Here is an 18,047-nt window from a genome sequence, read left to right as displayed (position 1 = left end):
GCTGTTTTTATAACGAACTCATGAAACGCTCGCGGTCTACGATGAACCTCAGATGAGTGCCTTCACCGATGAGCGTTTCACCCTGTCGGGCGGAAACTTTGAAATGCAGCTTCTTTCCGTCGATTTTCTCAAGCACAGCCGTGGCTTCCACCTTCGCACCTATAGGCGACGGCTTCAGGTGTGACGACTCTATGTGACCGCCCACGGTGGTGCGTCCTTCCGGCATACAATCCTTTACTGCCAGCATGGCAGCATTTTCCATAAGTGCCATCATGGCTGGTGTGGCCAGCACGGGCATGTCGCCCGAACCGATGGCAATGGCAGTGTTTGTTTCGTCCACTGTCAAATAACTGGTGTGTGATTTACCTATTTCCATTTTTTTTTATCCTGTTTGTATATAATAATTGGTGCAAAGGTAGGCATTTTATTTCTATTATTTGGGGAAAAAGGATTTTTTTGCTAATTTTGCAGCGTAAATCCTAAAAAAAGTAACGTTTATGAGGAACAGAAGATTGTTTTTGGCTGTTTTGGTCATCATGACCGTTAGTGTATCCGCACAGAAATACAGGTTCGGGAATATTGGTGTTGGCGTGAACAAGAAGACTGCCGACTCTCTTCTCAATAGCAAGTTCAATATAGCCCTTTTCGGTAATGTCGACACACTCAACGGCGTGCAGGCAAGCGTCTTTACCAGTGTGGCAAGGGGCGAGATGAAGGGAGTGAACTTCGGCATGCTCTCTGCCCTGACCAGGGGAAAGGCTTCCGGACTGCAAGTGGCTGGATTCGTCAACGGTGTAGATGGCGACATGCGTGGCGTGCAATGGTCTGGAGTGTCAAACATTGCAAAGCATGTCAACGGACTGCAGATGGCCGGATTCACCAATGCTTCTGCCACACCGATGCGCGGAGTACAGCTGGCTGGACTCACCAATGTGTCGATGGGTGTGGAAAAGGGACTGCAACTGGCAAGCGTGGCGAATGTCAGTTCGTCGTATATGCGAGGCGCGCAGTTTGCCATTTATAATTTTGCCGACACCCTTAATGGTTCGCAGTTCGGACTGTTCAATGCCTGCAACAGCCATCCCCGAGGAGTACAGGTTGGTATCATAAACTACAGTCGCGACACGGTGGCACACAAGATAGGACTTGTGAACGTCAATCCAAAGACCCGTATCGACATGCTTCTCTATGGCGGCACGTCGACGAAAGGAAACATTGGCGTCCGTTTCCGCAACCGTTCCACATATAATATATTAGGTGTGGGAACCCATTTCATGGGTCTCGACGAGAAGTTCTCCGCCGCACTCTTCTACCGCATAGGCCAGTACTTCCAGCTGTCGCCCCGTTGGAGCTTGAGTGGCGATGTGGGCTTCTATCATATAGAGACCTTTGCCGACGAGGCTGCCTCAACCCCCGAACGCCTCTACTCGCTTCAGGCCCGTATTAACGCTGACTGTCAGATCACTCCCACACTTGGTGCCTTTGCCAGTATAGGCGTAGGCGACACCCGCTACTATCACCATGCCTCGCACTATCGCACCCGAGCCATCTTAGAGGCGGGAGTGACGTTGAAGTATTTTAATAAAGACGGTAGAAGGAAGAGTGAAGAGGATAGAGAATCGTCTTATCTATCTACTGCCAACTATCCTCTATCCTCCCCAAAACGCCCCTGGCTTGCAGCCCTTGAGGTGTTTGGCATCAATGCCGGAGTGTGGGCGTTTGACAGTTATGTGATGAACGAGGAGTTTGCGAAAATCAGCATACATACCGTAAAACATAATTTAGAGACGGGATTTGTGTGGGACAACGACCAGTTTTCCACCAATCTCTTCGCACATCCCTATCACGGAGGCTTGTATTTTAACGCGGCACGCAGCAACGGCTTGACATTCTGGGAGTCGGCACCATTCTCGTTCTGCGGAAGCCTTATGTGGGAAACCATCTGCGAGATAGAGCCGCCTGCCATCAACGACCTCATGGCCACAACCATGGGCGGCATCTGCATCGGAGAGGTGACGTATAGGCTTTCAGACCTTATTCTCGACGACAGTAAGCGTGGCTTCCCGCGATTCATGCGTGAGTTTCTGAGCACACTTGTCTGTCCAATAAAGGGGCTGAACCGAATCATCCACGGCGACGCATGGAGGGTGAGACACGACAATGCCAAGTATCACGACTACAACAGTATACCCGTGAGACTCGGCATCACCGTGGGCGACCGTTATCTTGCCGACAACAACTCTTTTTCGCGGGGCGAACACTCGCCGTTTGTCAACCTTCTCCTGCAGTATGGCGACCCGTATAACGAGGAAACAACAAAGCCTTACGACTATTTCACCGCCGACCTTACCCTAAACTTCAGTGGCAACCAGCCGCTCATCAGTGGTGTACACCTGCTTGGACGACTATGGGGAGTACCTCTTGCGGCAGGCAAAAACATGACAACCGAAATAGGTATCTTCCAGCATTTCAACTACTTCGACTCACAGCCAGTGAAGGACGGCACCAATCTCGTGCCGTTCCGCATCTCAGAGGCAGCGTCGGTAGGTCCTGGAGTCATCTACAAATTCCCCCGCATCGGCAATCTCTCAAGTCTCGAACAGCGCATCTTCCTCAGCGGAATACTGCTCGGCGGTTCGCTCAGCGACCACTATAACGTGATAGACCGCGACTACAACCTCGGCAGCGGATTCAGCGTGAAGGCAAACACCATTCTCGATTTCGGACGTGTTGGATGTCTGTACCTCAACGCCCACTATTATCGCATCTACACATGGAAGGGCTACGAGGGCAAGGACCTGGAGACCATCGACCCCATATATCTCAATGCCCAAGGCGACAAGGGCAACGCCACGCTACTTGTCATTAATCCGCGAATGTTGCTTACACTGGGCGAAAATGTAGCCCTAAACCTTTCAGGCTCATACTATTACCGCGACACATTCTATAAGTATCACGATAATGTGAAGGCAAAGACCTACGAGGTGAGCCTTGGACTAACTTTCAGACTATGATAACAAACGAGGCTACAAGACTATTCATATCACGACATGCCAACGACAACATAAGGACATTGGCACTGGCGGCACACGGGAAGCCGGACATCGACCTCCCGTTTGCCCTCGACCAGATTGCGGGGCGACAGTCGGCACGCAAGAAACTGCCTTCGTGGCATGCCATCGAAGGCATCATCTTCCCGCCACATCTCTCCATGGAGCAGTGTTCCAGCGAAGCCACAGCCCTTTACAAGCAAAGCCTTTTAGAGCGTTTTGTATGTCAAGATGGCGGCATTTCATCTTTTGCCGACTTGACAGGAGGCTTCGGTGTAGACTTCTCTTTCCTCGCAAGCCGATTTGGCAAGGCTATATACGTGGAGCGCCAGCAAAGGCTTTGTGACATAGCTACACATAACTTCAAATTGTTGGGACTCACACAGGCTGAAGTGGTGTGTGACGAAGCGGAGTCGTGGCTAAAGACAATGCCTCGTGTAGACCTTATTTATCTCGATCCGGCACGTCGCGATGCCCATGGCGCCCGCACATTTGCCATTGCCGACTGCACTCCCAATGTCGTGACCCTAAAATCCCTTTTGTTGGAAAAGGCCAGCAAGGTCATGATAAAACTCTCGCCCATGCTCGACTGGAGAAAAGCCGTAAGCGACCTTGGAGAGGAGAACGTGAGCGAGGTGCATGCAGTGTCGGTGAACAACGAGTGCAAAGAACTCCTCTTGGTAATGACACCCGAAAAAGCGGAGGCGATAGAAATCGTGTGTGTGGATATAAGGGGTAATGATGGGGAAGTTAAAGAAGTTAAGGAAGTTAAAGAAGTTAAAGACAATACCGAGAGCCGTAGAAACATATTAGACTATTCGGTATTCTCCACCCTCCAAAATCCCTCTTTCCTCTACGAGCCCAACTCCTCGCTGATGAAAATAGGATGTTTCGACATGATAGCAGAGAGGTTTGGAGTTTGCCAAGTGTCGGCAAACAGCCATCTGTTTGTGTCAGACCATGAGGTGAAAGACTTTCCGGGAAGGAGTTTTCATATCGTAAGGATAACAACGATGAACAAGCGTGAAATGAAGGATGCACTGGCGGATATCAAGAGTGCAAACATTACAGTACGCAACTTCCCTCTCACCACCGCTGAACTGCGCAAAAAACTAAAACTAAAGGACGGCGGAGATGTCTACATATTTGCCACTACCTTTGAAGACAACCAGCATAGACTCATAATATGCAAGAAAGTGTTGAAAAAGACGTGAAAACATAAAAAAACATTCAATTATTTTGTTATCATAGCTTTTTTCGCTATCTTTGCACGCAATTATAACATTGAAAATACTGCCAATCATGTCAGAAATAAAAATTGTAAAAGTTAATGACAAAAAAGAATTGGAGAAATTCATCCAGTTCCACTACGACCTCTATCGTGGAAACGAATATGACGTTCCAAACCTGCATAGCGACGAAATAAACACTCTGTCGAAAGATAAAAACCCCGCTTTCGACTTCTGCAAGGCGCAATATTTCCTTGCATACAAGGACGGAAAGGTGGCGGGACGAGTGGCTGCCATCATCAACGAAAAAGCTAACAAACGATGGAACCAAAGCAGAGTAAGGTTCGGATGGATAGATTTCATCGACGACACCAATGTGTCAAAGGCGCTCCTAAAGGCTGTTGAGGATTGGGGAAGACAACAGGGAATGAAGGAAATTGTAGGACCGCTCGGTTTTACAGATATGGACCCTGAAGGAATGCTCACATGGGGATTCGACCAGCTCGGAACACAGGCCACGATATACAACTACGACTACTATCCAAAACACATGGAACAGATGGATGGATGGGAAAAGGACAACGACTATGTCGAGTTTAAAATGTATGTGCCAAAGGAGATTCCTGAGAAATATACCAAAATCGCACAGATGATTGAGAAAAGATACAACCTTCATGTAAAAAAACTCACACGAAGGGAAGTGTTTAAGGAAGGATACGGACAGAGAATCTTCTCTATCATCAACGATACTTTCAAAGACCTCTACGGATATTCTGAACTATCGCAGAAACAGATAGACCACTATGTGAAAATGTATCTCCCGATGGCTGACCTCAACCTTATCACACTCGTAGAAGACTGGAACACCGAAGACAAAAAGGTGGTGGGAGTCGGAATCACAATTCCTTCACTTTCAAGGGCATTCCAAAAATGCCGAAACGGACGTCTATTCCCTTTCGGATGGTGGCATGTGATCAGAGCACTGAAATTCCAAAAGACTGAGGGCGTGGACTTGCTGCTCATGGGAGTGCTGCCAGAATACAGGGCTAAAGGCGCAAACGCACTGATGTTTGCAGACCTCATTCCTTGGTACCAAAAATATGGATACAAGTGGGGAGAAAGCCAAGTGGAGATGGAAACCAACGAAAACGTGCAGAGCCAGTGGGGACCACTGAAACCTGAAAACCACAAGCGACGCAGATGTTATGTGAAGAAGATTTTTTAAGTGAGGTGAGAGGAGCGGTTTTTTTATTTGAAATTTATGGACGACGAATTACTTCATAACCAACAACAGTCTACGGTAGAATATACCGACGACAACATCAGACACCTGTCAGACATGGAGCATGTGCGTACAAGACCTGGTATGTACATCGGACGATTAGGCGACGGACAGCTGCCTGAAGACGGTATCTACGTGCTCCTAAAAGAAGTGATAGACAACTCTATCGACGAATTTAAAATGCACGCAGGCGACCGAATAGAAATTAATGTTGACGAACAATTGAGAGTCTCGGTGAGAGACTACGGACGAGGAATACCGCAGGGAAAGATGATTGAGGCTGTAAGCGTGCTCAACACTGGTGGAAAGTATGACTCAAAGGCTTTCAAAAAAAGCGTGGGACTAAACGGTGTGGGCGTGAAGGCTGTGAACGCTCTCAGCTCAAGATTTGAGGTGAGATCGTATAGAGACGGCATGGTAAGAACGGCTACTTTCGAAAAAGGTATCATCACATCTGACAACACTGAACCTACAGACGACGAAAACGGAACTTACATCTTCTTCGAACCTGACAACTCCTTGTTTATCAACTACCAGTTCCACGACGATATCATTGAGACAATGCTCCGCAACTACACTTACCTTAACACGGGGCTTGCCATAATGTATAACGGAAGGAGAATACTAAGCCGAAACGGACTCAAAGACTTGCTCAACGACACCATGACGGGCGACGGACTTTATCCCATCATCCATTTAAAAGGAGAGGATATCGAGATCGCATTCACCCACGCAAACCAGTATGGAGAGGAATACCACTCGTTTGTCAATGGACAACACACCACACAGGGAGGCACTCACCAAAGCGCATTTAAAGAGCATATCGCAAAGACAATAAAGGAATTCTTCAGTAAAAACTTCGAATATACAGACATCAGAAACGGACTCGTTGCGGCAATAGCAATCAACGTGGAGGAACCGATGTTCGAAAGTCAGACAAAAATAAAACTGGGATCTCTCACCATGACTCCTGGAGGTGGTGTGAGCATAAACAAATATGTGGGTGACTTCATAAAAACCGAAGTCGACAACTTCCTACACAAAAATCAGGAAGTGGCTGACGTAATGCTGCAGAAGATACAGGAAAGCGAAAAGGAACGTAAGGCAATGGCTGGAGTCACAAAACTGGCTCGGGAACGGGCAAAGAAGGCTAACCTGCACAACCGAAAGCTACGCGACTGCCGCATACACTATAGCGACGCAAAAAACGAACGCAAGGAGGAAAGCTCCATTTTCATAACCGAGGGAGACTCGGCAAGCGGAAGCATCACAAAAAGCCGAGACGTAAACACTCAGGCTGTGTTCTCATTGCGCGGAAAACCACTCAACTCCTTCGGATTGACAAAAAAGGTGGTGTATGAAAACGAGGAGTTCAACCTGCTTCAGGCTGCACTCGACATTGAGGACGGACTCGACACCCTGAGATACAACAAGGTGATTGTGGCAACGGATGCCGATGTAGACGGAATGCACATCAGACTGCTCATCATCACATTCTTCCTGCAGTTCTTCCCGGAACTTATAAAGAAAGGACACGTTTATGTGTTGCAGACACCATTGTTCAGAGTAAGAAACAAGAAGACAAAAATAAAAAACAAGAACGTAGTGGCTGAGGCACAGGTCAAGGACAAGAAAAAAAGCGACTTCGTAACACGATATTGCTATAGCGAAGAGGAAAGACTGAAGGCAATAGAGCAGCTCGGACCAGAACCGGAGATAACCAGATTTAAAGGTCTTGGAGAAATATCTCCTGAAGAGTTCGTAAACTTCATTGGTCCGGACATGCGTCTCGAACAAGTCACGCTTCACAAAACTGACCAAGTGCAGAAACTCCTGGAATACTACATGGGAAAGAACACCATGGAACGCCAAAACTTCATCATCGACAATCTGGTGATTGAGGAGGATATGCCGGAGGAGATGGGGAGTTAACTTCCCTTTCTTGCGAAACTTAAATTATGTAAATAATTAAATATGAATAAGATAAAAACTTTTTGTTTGGCCATGATGATGATGACTTCCATCTCGGCAATGGCACAGATGAGATTAAATTTTGGCGATGACAGCCAGTTGAGAAAACTGCAGATTGCAGAAATGGCTATCAAAAGCTTGTATGTCGACAGCGTCGACGAAAAAAAACTCGTGGAAGACGGAATAAGAGGAATGCTCGAAAAACTCGACCCTCACTCCTCCTATTCCACACCGAAAGAAGTGAAAGCCATGAACGAACCACTGGCTGGTAATTTCGAAGGCATCGGTGTGCAGTTTAACATGATAGACGACACTCTTCTCGTTATCCAGCCTGTCACTGGAGGTCCTTCAGAAAAAGTCGGCATCGTGGCCGGCGACAGAATTGTCAGTGTCAACGATACCGCCATTGCCGGCGTGAAAATGCCTAAGGAGGAAATCATGAGGAGACTGAGAGGACCTAAGGGAACAAAGGTTATGCTCGGTGTGGTGAGAAGAGGCATCAGCGATACTCTCGCCTTTAAGGTCACACGCGACAAAATTCCTGTAAACTCCATCGACGCCACTTATATGATTCGTCCCAACGTGGGATATATTCGTATCGGAAACTTTGGAGCAACCACACACCGTGAATTTGTGGAAAGCCTGATGAAACTCGAGAAACAGGGCATGCGCGACCTTATACTCGACCTCGAGGGAAACGGTGGAGGATATCTACAGGCGGCAGTGGACATCGCAAACGAACTGCTGCCAAAAAACGACCTCATCGTTTACACAACAGGACGGAGAGTGCCACGAATGGAATACAGGGCAAAGGGCAACGGAATACTTCAGGATGGAAAAATCGTTGTGCTCGTGGATGAATACACAGCATCGGCTGCGGAAATCGTCACTGGTGCAGTGCAAGACCAAGACCGCGGAGTGGTGGTAGGACGACGAACCTTCGGAAAGGGACTCGTGCAACGACCCATCGACCTGCCCGACGGTTCGATGATACGTCTCACCATAGCCCACTACTACACCCCTTCAGGACGTTGCATACAAAAGCCATACGAGAAAGGAAAGGCCGAAGACTATGCCATGGACGTTCTCAATAGACTGAAACACGGTGAGCTTACCAATGCCGACAGCATACATTTTGCCGACTCGCTGAAGTGCTACACCTTGCGAAAGCATCGCACAGTGTATGGCGGAGGAGGCATCATGCCCGACCATTTCGTGCCACTTGACACTACGACATATACTAACTTCCACCGTCAGCTGTCAGCCCGTAGCTTCATCATCAACACCAACCTTCGTTATGTCGACGCTAATCGCAAGGCACTGCAGAAGCGTTTCTCTGACTTCAACGACTTCAAGCAGAACTACGAGTTCCCGCAGGAGGAGATAGACCGCATGGTGGCCGATGCCGCAAAGCAAAATCTAAAGCCAAAGGACGATGAAGAGCTTGAAAAGTCGATGCCTCGACTAAAACTACAGCTAAAAGCCCTCGTTGCCCGAGACCTGTGGGACATGAGCGAATATTTCGCCATAATCAACGAGGAAAGCGAAATCGTGAAAAAAGGTATTGAGGAAATAACGAATTGAGGTTTCCCACCCTTTTTATAGTATTTAAAGAAGTTAAGGAAGTTAAGGAAGTTAAGGAAGTTAAAGACAATAGTCTTTTCGCTTCCTTTCGGGAGTTCTCTGGGCTTTGACATACGTCCTTAACTTCTTTAACTTCCTTAACTTCTTTAACTTCCTTTTTTCGCTTCGCTCAAGGAAACTTCTTCTTTAACTTCCCTTTCCTACGAAAGTTGAGTTAGCTAAAACCCGGGAGGACTGGTGAAACGCATTCGCTTGCCGGTGACTGGATGGGAGAACTCCAGATACTCGGCGTGGAGATACATGCGCTCGGCACGATGACCATAGAGAGGGTCGCCCTTGATGGGAGAGGCGAGACCTTCGCTGGAGGCGCAATGGACACGAAGCTGGTGGGTGCGGCCTGTGTGAGGCACGAGAGAAAGCATCACTTCGCCGCTGCCAAGATAAGAAGGCTGAGGACTGACAACACGCCACTCGGTGATGGCGCGCTTGCCGTACTCGTAGTCTATCATCTGATGGGGACGGTCGAAAGGATCGGGACACAACGGGAGGTCGATCGTGCCGTGGTCGCCCTCTTCGAGTGTAATGCCTATCATTGGCTCCACAATCGCCACATAGCGCTTCTTGACCGTACGGTTGAAAAACTGACGCTGAAGGTTGTGGTGGGCTTCTACAGTGAGAGGCACGACAAGGAGGCCGGAGGTGTCCATGTCAAGACGATGTACGACCTTCGGAGTGTATCCACGTTCGAGAAGCAAGCTGAACAATGATAGTCTGTCGTTTTTCCCTGGTACAGACAACAATCCTGCCGGCTTAAGCACTACTAATAGGCTCTCATCTTCGTAAATAATCTCAATGTCTTTCACTTTGCGGTATCTGACATTAGTGTTTTCCAGCATCATGCCGTCGAGCATGAAAGAGAGTATGGGGAAACATTTGCCGCGGCACGAGGGATAAAAGTCGAAATGGCGGCGGATGATATTCTTGGGTGATTCGCCCCACCAGAACTCTGCCATACAGAGCGGCTTCATGTCGTGGGTGAAGGCATACTGCAAGAGCTTGGGAGCGCAGCATTCGCCTGAACCCGAGGGAGGCATGCCTGTGGGAGAATATTTGAAGATGTCCATCAAGTCGCGTTCCTCGCCTCGACAGTTTCTTATAATAAAGTGGCGGAAGAGCCATGTCTGAAGTTCTTCTGACCGTTGTTGGCGCTCGTGCTTAAGGTTTTCTATCTCTAAGTCATTATCTGCCATTTGGGCATCGAGTTCAGCCTGGATTTTTTTCCATTTTTGTTTTATGCGTACAAAGGTGGCCTTCTCGTGCTGGCTTTCGTGTTCAAGTCGCAGCAGTTCTTCTTCGCTCGGATTTTGCTGTCTGAGGAAATTGCGTGTGGCCTTCGACTTGTACATCACCTGTCGATAAGCGTCTATTTCGTGAAGGGCGTCGCCTTGGGCTTTTTGTATATCCCTGAACAGCTGCAGGCGTTTGGGATTGCTCTCAAGTTCGGATATCTTTTTGTTGATAAGGCTTATCTCTGCCTCGTGGCGCTTGAAATGACCGTCGGGCTGGAGATAGTCGAACACGGGAGGCACGAAAAAACCTGTCGTGTCGGCGATGTCCACTTGTCCGGAGTAAGCCGCGAGGAATCCTGTCTGTCCTTGGTGTTCCACTACCAGCACTCCGAGCATCTTCCCTTTTGACAGCGTGGTGTTCCATTCATTGTTGTTATTGATGAATGAGGCAGTCTGTTCGGCTGCAATCAGGCAAAGGGGATGGGGATTGTAGTCGAAAGGGTTGTTAAAATGTTCAGGAGGCGAAGGTAGTTGTCCTTCGCCTCCTGAGATTATGATTTTATGAAATTTTGTGTCTGTCATTCAATATGTTAACTCCTTAATCTCCTTATTTCACGTATTCGGCGAAGTCGGTGAGGTGCATGTCGCCTTTTCGTATGAGAGTGTCGTGGAATGCGAAGGCTGCAGGAAGGTTGTGGCGTGTCTGTCCCATTTTGGAAATCTTCAGATAGTCCCACAATAGTTGACGATAGTCGGGATGAGCGCAGTTTTCGATGATACACTCTGCACGCTGGATTGGGCTCTTGCCACGAAGGTCGGCCACTCCCTGCTCGGTGACGATGATGTTGACATCGTGCTCGGTGTGGTCGTGGTGGCTTACCATCGGCACGATAGAGCTGATGGCTCCGCCCTTGGCCACTGAAGGACATGTGAAGATGCTGATGTAGGCGTTGCGTTCGAAATCGCCTGAACCTCCAATACCGTTCATCATCTTTGTTCCTGTGATGTGGGTTGAGTTGGCGTTGCCGTAGATGTCGCACTCGAGTGCGGTGTTGATGGCGATGACGCCAAGTCGACGTATTATTTCAGGAGAGTTGGATATCTCGCTTTGGCGAAGAGTGAGATGATCCTTGAAGTAGTTGATGTTCTCATATACCTTCATGAGGCTTGGGTTGGTCACGGTGAGTGAGCAGGCAGAAGCCACTTTTACACGGCCGTTTAGCATCATGTCTACAACAGCGTCCTGAAGCACCTCGGTGTAGATGTTGAAGTCAGGAATGTTCTTGTCCATCGACAGGGCTGCGAGTATGGCGTTAGCCGTTGTGCCCACACCGCTCTGTAGCGGGAGGAATGTAGAAGGTATGATGCCACGCTTCATGTCTGCGGCAAGGAATTCTGCCACGTTGTTTCCAATCTGTGTAGTCACGGGGTCGAGGTCTTTGAACGCACGGGCTTCGTCAGGAATGTTGCACTCTACGACACCAACGATTTTCGATGCGTCAATTTCCACGTATGGAGTACCGATGCGGTCGTCCACCTTGGTGATTGGTATCCACTGGCGATATGGAGGGTCTTGCAGTTCATAAACGTCGTGAAGGTATTTGGCATCGGGGCTGTGGAAGTGGTTGTGTTCGAGAATGACGTGCTTTGCCAAACGTGCGGCTGTAGGGCTGATGCCTCCTGCGGAGGTGAGATAAGCCTTACATGTGGTCTCTCCTTCCTCAAGGTCACACACTTCGAGTATGGCCCAGTCCACCTGTCCCATAAATCCGTAACGCAGTTCCTGTGCCATCTGTGAGAGATGGATGTCGTTATAGGCTATCTCGCCCATGTTCACGTGCTTGCGGAAGTCAGGGTTTGTGGTATAAGGTGCGCGGTAGCGGATGGCCTGTGCATTGGCGAGGTCACCATCGGTGCTCTGTCCTGTTGAGGCACCGGTGAAGATGCCCACTTGGAATTCGCGGCCTGCCTCGTGTTCGGCGAGGGCAATCTTGGCCAACTCTTTAGTCACGGCCTTGGCGGCACCTGATGGTGTGAATCCGCTAAGGGCAATGTTCTCTCCGTTCTTGATCAGCGCTGCGGCTTCGGCAGCGGTCATACGTGTATATGCCATAATATTATCGTTGTTAATTTACTGCTTGTATAAAAAAACGTTGCAAAATTAGTCAAAAATGGTCTACTTACAAAATATTTTCCGTTTTTTCTTTCAAAAAACGAACTTATACATAATAATACCTGCCGTGACGCTTACATTCATCGAGTGTTTTGTGCCGAATTGTGGTATTTCGAGGCATCCGTCGCATCGGTCTATCACTTCTTGGTGTACGCCCTTTACCTCGTTGCCGAGCACTACTGCATAGGGTTTCCCCTTTTGGGGAATGAACTCGTTGAGCTTGGTGCTTCCATCGCATTGTTCTACGGCCAGCACCTCGTAGCCCTGGCCTTTCAGTTGCTCTACTGCTTCGAGTGCGTTGTCAAAGTGTCGCCATGCCACGCTGTCCTCGGCGCCGAGGGCAGTCTTGTGAATCTCTGTGGCTGGTGGAGTCGCGCTTATGCCGCAGAGGTAAAGGGCCTCTATGCGGAAAGCGTCGCCAGTGCGGAATACGCTGCCCACGTTGTACATCGAGCGGACGTCGTCGAGTACTACCACAAGCGGTGTCTTGCCCGCCTCGCGGAATTGTTCTACCGTCAGACGTTGCATCTCGACGGTTCGGAGTTTTCTGTTGTGTGCCATATCGGTTGCAAAAGTACAAAGAAAAAACGAGATGGAGAAACATAAATGCTAAATAATGTTATATGAACTGTCTTTTTTCTTGTATTACTAATCTTTTGTTGATGATTTTCATTACCTTTGCATGAGAAGCCCAGATTATATTTTTATGAGTAAAGAACGAAACGAGCAGCTCAGGCAGGCATGGGACTTTGTCGAGCATACAGGAAAAAGTATTTTTCTTACAGGAAAGGCAGGAACGGGAAAGACGACCTTCCTCAAAACCGTGGTGGAGAGAAGCAAAAAGCAGATGGTGGTAGTGGCACCGACTGGTGTAGCTGCCATTAATGCCGGCGGAGTGACCATTCACTCCTTCTTCCAACTGCCTCTCTCGCCATACGTTCCTGGTGCAAAGATGAAGCAGAAATATGATTTCAGCAAGGAAAAACGCAAGATTATCGCCTCGCTCGATTTGCTCATTATCGACGAGATAAGTATGGTGAGGAGCGACCTGCTCGACGCCATCGACAACGTATTGCGACGATACCGCGATGGAAGACAGCCTTTCGGCGGTGTCCAGCTGCTGATGATAGGCGACTTGGCACAGCTCACGCCTGTGGTGACTCCCGAAGACGAGGAGATGCTGCACGGATATTACGACACACCTTACTTCTTTGGCAGCAAGGCGTTGCAGAAGATTGATTATGTGACCATCCAATTACAGAAAATATACCGACAGGCAGATGCCGCCTTCGTGAATATACTCAACCATATACGCGACGGTGTGCCAACGGCAGAAGACATGGGAATGCTCGACTCAAGGTATAATCCTGCCTTCAGTCCGAAGGTGGAAGAGGGATATATACGACTTACCACACACAACAGGATGGCAGACGACTATAACGACACCGAGATGAAGAAACTCAACACAAAACCGTTCACCTACAGGGCTGAGATAGAGGGCTCGTTCCCTGAAATGTCATATCCTACGGCCGAATATCTTACGCTGAAGGTGGGAGCTCAGGTGATGTTTGTGAAAAACGACACCGACGGGAAGTTCTTCAATGGAAAGATTGGAAGGGTGGTGGAACTTGACGAGGATTCGGTGAAGGTAGTGTGTACCGGCGAAGAGACTCCTGTAGAAGTTGTACCGTTGGAATGGGAAAACGCACACTATTCGATAGACGAGAAGACGCGGGAAATAAAAACCGAGGTGATGGGAATATTCCGTCAATATCCGCTGCGATTGGCTTGGGCAATAACCATTCACAAGAGTCAGGGACTGACCTTCGACAGGGCAATAATAGACGCAGGCCGGTCGTTTGCCCCGGGACAGGTGTATGTGGCGCTCAGCCGATGCAGAAGTCTGCAAGGGGTGGTGATAGCGTCGAAAATTACACCGTCGGCCATCATCAGCGACGAGACAGTGGATAGATATATCGACAGGCAGGAGATTGAGGCAGAAAGAAGCATAGCCCAACTGCCCGACCTGAAAAGAGACTACTACCGGAAGCTGATAGTGGAGCTTTTCGACTTTACAAGGCTACAGACTACCGAGAGCTACATGTTGAGGCTTATGATGGAGTTTTTCTCATCGATGAATCCGGAATTGTTGCAAATGCACCGCCAGACAGTGGAGACTTTCCGTACAGACATTGCAGACATAGCCGCCAAATGGACCGCAGGCCTTGCCTCCATGAGTTACGAGAAACTAACGAGCGAGCCGTTGCTCGACAGGGTAAGAAACAGTGCGAACTATTTCCGCAAGAAAATTGAAGAGGTGTTTGACCACTTGCTTGAGGTGTCGAAAAAGTTGCAGTCGAACAATAAAGAAGCCACACGCCGATATGACGACACACTGTCTACGCTAACCTTGCTCTGCCGTTTTCACATGCTGCTGCTTGAAGCCATCGAGCAAAAAGGTTTTTCCATCGAGATTTACCTTAAGGAGAAACAGATGGCACAGGTGATGGCGATGGAGAAGCCAGAGAGGAAAAAAAGGGAAAGGGAGAAGAAACCAAAGGAGGAGAAGGAAAAGACCTGGGTCACAAGCTTCAAATTATATAAGGAAGGAAATAGTGTTGAAGAAGTGGCAGCCATCCGCGGCCTAAACCGTTCCACCATTTCAGGTCATCTCGGACGTTATATTCAAACGGGCGAGATAGCCCTTGAAGAGCTTGTCTCGCCCGAACATATCTCAATAATACGCAAAGCCATACAACAGGCTGGCACTGCCGATGGACGTGGTGCCATAAAGGCCCTCTGTCCTGCCGATGTTACATACGATGAGATTGAAAATGTCTTGTTAACTTTTAAACTTTAATTTTTAATTCTTTAATTTTTTAATTAACCAGGACAGGGGACCTGTCCGTGTCCCCTTTCTACAACGAGTATTGTTCCGTAGTTTGCCATTGCTTAGAGTTCATATAAATCGTTCAATTGTATATCTGCTTGTACCTCACCCCAATGCTCGTTTTGCACCAGTCCATCAGTAGTGATCATAATAGAATGAACAGCGCTTTTAGTACCTGTCACGCTTTGGAAAACATTTCGCTTTCGTGCAAGTTCCTCTGCATAATCGGATGTTATTGAATATGGCTCCTTCGAGTATTTCATCTCGCAAACATCGATAATGCCATCACTGCGATCGATCAAAAGGTCAATCTGAACACCACGCCTGTTCTCCTTTTCATTAGGGAGACAACGCCATGCATACTCATTAGTCAATATTCCACTGATGCCCAGCTTTTTCTTGATCTGATCCGTATGCCAGAGGCAAGCACGTTCAAAAGCCAAACCACACCATGTATTGTATTTGGGACTTCCAAGCATTGTCTTCCAATAGTTTGAGCCTTGACGTGACCCATCAATAAACTCGTAATAGAACAGGGTGTAGTGGTCTATCAACTGGAAGATGTCCGACTTGGTTCTATACCCCATCATGGTGTAACTGCGGATAAACCCACACCATTCCAAATCATTCAGAATTTCAGTAAACGCTCCGTTATCATCAAAGCCACCAGCTTCAAGAAGCTCCAGTCGAGTCATGCCCATCTTCTTTTTTGCCAGCAATCCTATAACCTTAATGTATGGTTCTGGTTTCTTGAACAGAGAAGCATACAGCATCTCAAACTCATCATGCAGTTCCCCATCAGATGAGAATATCAGTCTGTCAATCTCTTGGGTGATGCTTGCTCCTTTCTGTAACAGACTCCAATAATAAGGTACGCCACCGAATATCATATAGGCTTCAAGCATCTGCTTGCGATTTAGTACGAGACCCCTGGACTGTGCTAACTTCTCACACAATCCCAACGGGAATGGCTTGAGAGATATACGATGATTCAAGCGATTGTGCAGACCTCCTTTGTTTTTGATGATCTTCTTGACCATCCACGATGTACTGCTTCCGCAAACTATAAAAACAATATCTTTGCGAGCAGATGCCCAATCGTTCCAAAACGACTCCAATTCTGACAAGAAACCAGAACGCGGTGCATCCATCCATGGAAGTTCATCAAGGAATATCACCTTCTTACCTTCCGGAAAGTTTATGATGAAACGCTTAAGTTCGCTGAAAGCATCCCCCCAATTGGTTAATTCTGGTGTATCTTTCTGACCATGTTCTTTTAATGTCCTGCGGAATCTTACCAATTGCTTTCTTGCTGTCAGTTTTGCTGCACCAGTAAACTGGAAGTCGAATTTGTACCCGTAAGCTTCTCGTATAAGAAAGGTCTTACCTACACGACGTCTTCCATACACAGCAATAAACTGTGAATACTCTTCAGAAAGAGCGTTCTGCAGTAGTTGTTTTTCTTTGTCTCTACCTATAAGCATTGTCGTAATGTCTAAAAATATGGTGCAAAGTTAATGATTTTCGTGCAAAAACATGCGGAAACTAATAGATATTTTGTGTTTCCGCTGATTTATTAACGATTTTTGTCACGAGACAGGGACCTGTCCCTTTCGTCTTTTTTTTTTGCTAACTTTGCGGTCGATAATAAGATTCTGAATCACTATAACATGAAGGCCAAGGTTGTTGACAACCGCTACCTCTTCTTCTAATCATTCAGAAGTCACATAGTTTTTCATAAGATAATAAAGGCTGCACTCATTTGGGTGCAGCCTTATTGTGTTGATGTATAATCAAATTAGAGGGCGAACTTGTAACCAACAGTGAACTGGAATACAGTGTTCTTGCTGTCGAATCCCTCAAGCACCTTGGTCATACCCCAGTTGTAGCGGGCATCGATTACGAAATCTGAAACCTCGTAAGACAGACCTACAGGAATTGAGAAATCAAATGATTTAAAACCATCCATATCTACAGATACAACATCTACTTTAGCCTCAGACTTTACCTTAAATGCGGGCTGAATACCTGCCTTAACAGCCAATCCCTTTGTGATATAGTAATTAGCAAGGATTGGGATGTTGATGTAATCAAGATTCATTTTTACTCCTTCAGACTTTGCACCCTGCATAGAGTAGATAGCACCAGCGGTAACGGCGAAAGACTCGTTAAGCTGATAGCCAAGCTCTGCACCGGCTGCAAGACCAACCTTTGCATCACCATCACCATCGGTGATATTGGCAACGTTAATACCAACGAGAGGCTTAAGAGTAAGTTTACCAGCCTCTGCCTGTGCGCTTGCTGTAAGTGTTGCAAATGCCATTGCAACCATCATCATAAATTTCTTCATAATCTTTTTTTTTAAAATTATTGATAATAAGTTTACTAAAGTTGCATCATTATTTATACTGGGTGCAAAGATAATATATATATTCCATTTATGCAAGAAAATTTACTAAAATTTTTGTTTCTAATATATAGTTAATTTTGTTTTGTCTTGTACTGAAATAAGCTGACTCTCCACTTCTAAAAAAGTTAAATAATTAAATGGCAAGAAGAAGATTCAGCCGCGCTTTTAA

Annotated in this window: 12 protein-coding genes; 6 read left to right on the top strand and 6 right to left on the bottom strand. The window is 47.3% G+C overall.

The features are described 5' to 3' along the window. Positions 1–7: 7 nt before the first annotated feature. Positions 8–376: a thioesterase family protein gene (locus CIK98_RS02670; RefSeq protein ID WP_094382744.1), complete on the bottom strand. Its 369-nt coding sequence runs from the start codon at positions 374–376 to the stop codon at positions 8–10. A gap of 121 nt (positions 377–497) precedes the next feature. Between CIK98_RS02670 and CIK98_RS02665 the strand changes: the two genes are divergently transcribed. The 5 genes from CIK98_RS02665 to CIK98_RS02645 all read left to right on the top strand — a co-directional run bounded on the left by CIK98_RS02665 (position 498) and on the right by CIK98_RS02645 (position 9,116). Further along, on the top strand, positions 498–3,014 hold the full coding sequence (locus CIK98_RS02665; RefSeq protein WP_094382743.1) for a DUF3943 domain-containing protein: 2,517 nt from the start codon (positions 498–500) through the stop codon (positions 3,012–3,014). Continuing rightward, the gene (locus tag CIK98_RS02660; protein ID WP_094382742.1) at positions 3,011–4,264 is read left to right on the top strand and encodes a class I SAM-dependent methyltransferase; all 1,254 of its coding nucleotides are present in this window, start codon (positions 3,011–3,013) and stop codon (positions 4,262–4,264) included. Before CIK98_RS02665 ends, CIK98_RS02660 begins: the two co-directional genes overlap by 4 nt. Before the next feature lie 88 nt (positions 4,265–4,352). Next, on the top strand, positions 4,353–5,504 hold the full coding sequence (locus tag CIK98_RS02655) for an N-acetyltransferase (protein ID WP_094382741.1): 1,152 nt from the start codon (positions 4,353–4,355) through the stop codon (positions 5,502–5,504). A gap of 36 nt (positions 5,505–5,540) precedes the next feature. Continuing rightward, positions 5,541–7,493, top strand: coding sequence for a DNA topoisomerase IV subunit B (locus CIK98_RS02650; RefSeq protein WP_094382740.1), 1,953 nt, complete (start codon positions 5,541–5,543; stop codon positions 7,491–7,493). Between the two features lie 42 nt (positions 7,494–7,535). Further along, a complete protein-coding gene (locus CIK98_RS02645) occupies positions 7,536–9,116 on the top strand; it encodes a S41 family peptidase (RefSeq protein WP_253249618.1) in 1,581 nt (526 codons plus the stop codon). Positions 9,117–9,334: 218 nt separating this feature from the next. On the opposite strand, the gene CIK98_RS02640 is transcribed toward CIK98_RS02645, so the two are convergent. The 3 genes from CIK98_RS02640 to CIK98_RS02630 all read right to left on the bottom strand — a co-directional run bounded on the left by CIK98_RS02640 (position 9,335) and on the right by CIK98_RS02630 (position 13,139). Then, positions 9,335–10,987, bottom strand: coding sequence for an RluA family pseudouridine synthase (locus tag CIK98_RS02640; RefSeq protein ID WP_094382739.1), 1,653 nt, complete (start codon positions 10,985–10,987; stop codon positions 9,335–9,337). A 25-nt stretch (positions 10,988–11,012) separates the two neighbouring features. After that, a complete protein-coding gene (locus tag CIK98_RS02635) occupies positions 11,013–12,518 on the bottom strand; it encodes a succinate CoA transferase (protein ID WP_094382738.1) in 1,506 nt (501 codons plus the stop codon). 93 nt (positions 12,519–12,611) lie between these two features. Continuing rightward, entirely contained in the window at positions 12,612–13,139 is a 528-nt protein-coding gene (locus tag CIK98_RS02630) for an RNA methyltransferase (RefSeq protein ID WP_094382737.1), read from the bottom strand. A gap of 145 nt (positions 13,140–13,284) precedes the next feature. Between CIK98_RS02630 and CIK98_RS02625 the strand changes: the two genes are divergently transcribed. Further along, positions 13,285–15,438: a helix-turn-helix domain-containing protein gene (locus tag CIK98_RS02625; protein WP_094382736.1), complete on the top strand. Its 2,154-nt coding sequence runs from the start codon at positions 13,285–13,287 to the stop codon at positions 15,436–15,438. A gap of 92 nt (positions 15,439–15,530) precedes the next feature. On the opposite strand, the gene CIK98_RS02620 is transcribed toward CIK98_RS02625, so the two are convergent. Together CIK98_RS02620 and CIK98_RS02615 are read right to left on the bottom strand one after the other, a co-directional pair. Further along, complete coding sequence (locus tag CIK98_RS02620; protein ID WP_094382735.1) at positions 15,531–16,952, bottom strand: ATP-binding protein; 1,422 nt, start codon at positions 16,950–16,952, stop codon at positions 15,531–15,533. Positions 16,953–17,266: 314 nt separating this feature from the next. Then, entirely contained in the window at positions 17,267–17,818 is a 552-nt protein-coding gene (locus CIK98_RS02615; RefSeq protein WP_094382734.1) for a porin family protein, read from the bottom strand. Between the last annotated feature and the right edge of the window lie 229 nt (positions 17,819–18,047).

This window comes from Prevotella sp. P2-180, from assembly GCF_002251435.1.
Lineage (GTDB): Bacteria > Bacteroidota > Bacteroidia > Bacteroidales > Bacteroidaceae > Prevotella.
This window is presented reverse-complemented; position numbering and strand designations above follow the sequence as displayed.

Excerpts from the sequence above, each read along its gene's own strand:
- CIK98_RS02630 (WP_094382737.1), bottom strand. The coding sequence starts at position 13,139 with ATGGCACACAACAGAAAACTCCGAACCGTCGAGATGCAACGTCTGACG.
- CIK98_RS02620 (WP_094382735.1), bottom strand. The coding sequence starts at position 16,952 with ATGCTTATAGGTAGAGACAAAGAAAAACAACTACTGCAGAACGCTCTT.
- CIK98_RS02615 (WP_094382734.1), bottom strand. The coding sequence starts at position 17,818 with ATGAAGAAATTTATGATGATGGTTGCAATGGCATTTGCAACACTTACA.
- CIK98_RS02645 (WP_253249618.1), top strand. The coding sequence starts at position 7,536 with ATGAATAAGATAAAAACTTTTTGTTTGGCCATGATGATGATGACTTCC.
- CIK98_RS02660 (WP_094382742.1), top strand. The coding sequence starts at position 3,011 with ATGATAACAAACGAGGCTACAAGACTATTCATATCACGACATGCCAAC.
- CIK98_RS02670 (WP_094382744.1), bottom strand. The coding sequence starts at position 376 with ATGGAAATAGGTAAATCACACACCAGTTATTTGACAGTGGACGAAACA.
- CIK98_RS02650 (WP_094382740.1), top strand. The coding sequence starts at position 5,541 with ATGGACGACGAATTACTTCATAACCAACAACAGTCTACGGTAGAATAT.
- CIK98_RS02640 (WP_094382739.1), bottom strand. The coding sequence starts at position 10,987 with ATGACAGACACAAAATTTCATAAAATCATAATCTCAGGAGGCGAAGGA.
- CIK98_RS02665 (WP_094382743.1), top strand. The coding sequence starts at position 498 with ATGAGGAACAGAAGATTGTTTTTGGCTGTTTTGGTCATCATGACCGTT.
- CIK98_RS02625 (WP_094382736.1), top strand. The coding sequence starts at position 13,285 with ATGAGTAAAGAACGAAACGAGCAGCTCAGGCAGGCATGGGACTTTGTC.
- CIK98_RS02635 (WP_094382738.1), bottom strand. The coding sequence starts at position 12,518 with ATGGCATATACACGTATGACCGCTGCCGAAGCCGCAGCGCTGATCAAG.
- CIK98_RS02655 (WP_094382741.1), top strand. The coding sequence starts at position 4,353 with ATGTCAGAAATAAAAATTGTAAAAGTTAATGACAAAAAAGAATTGGAG.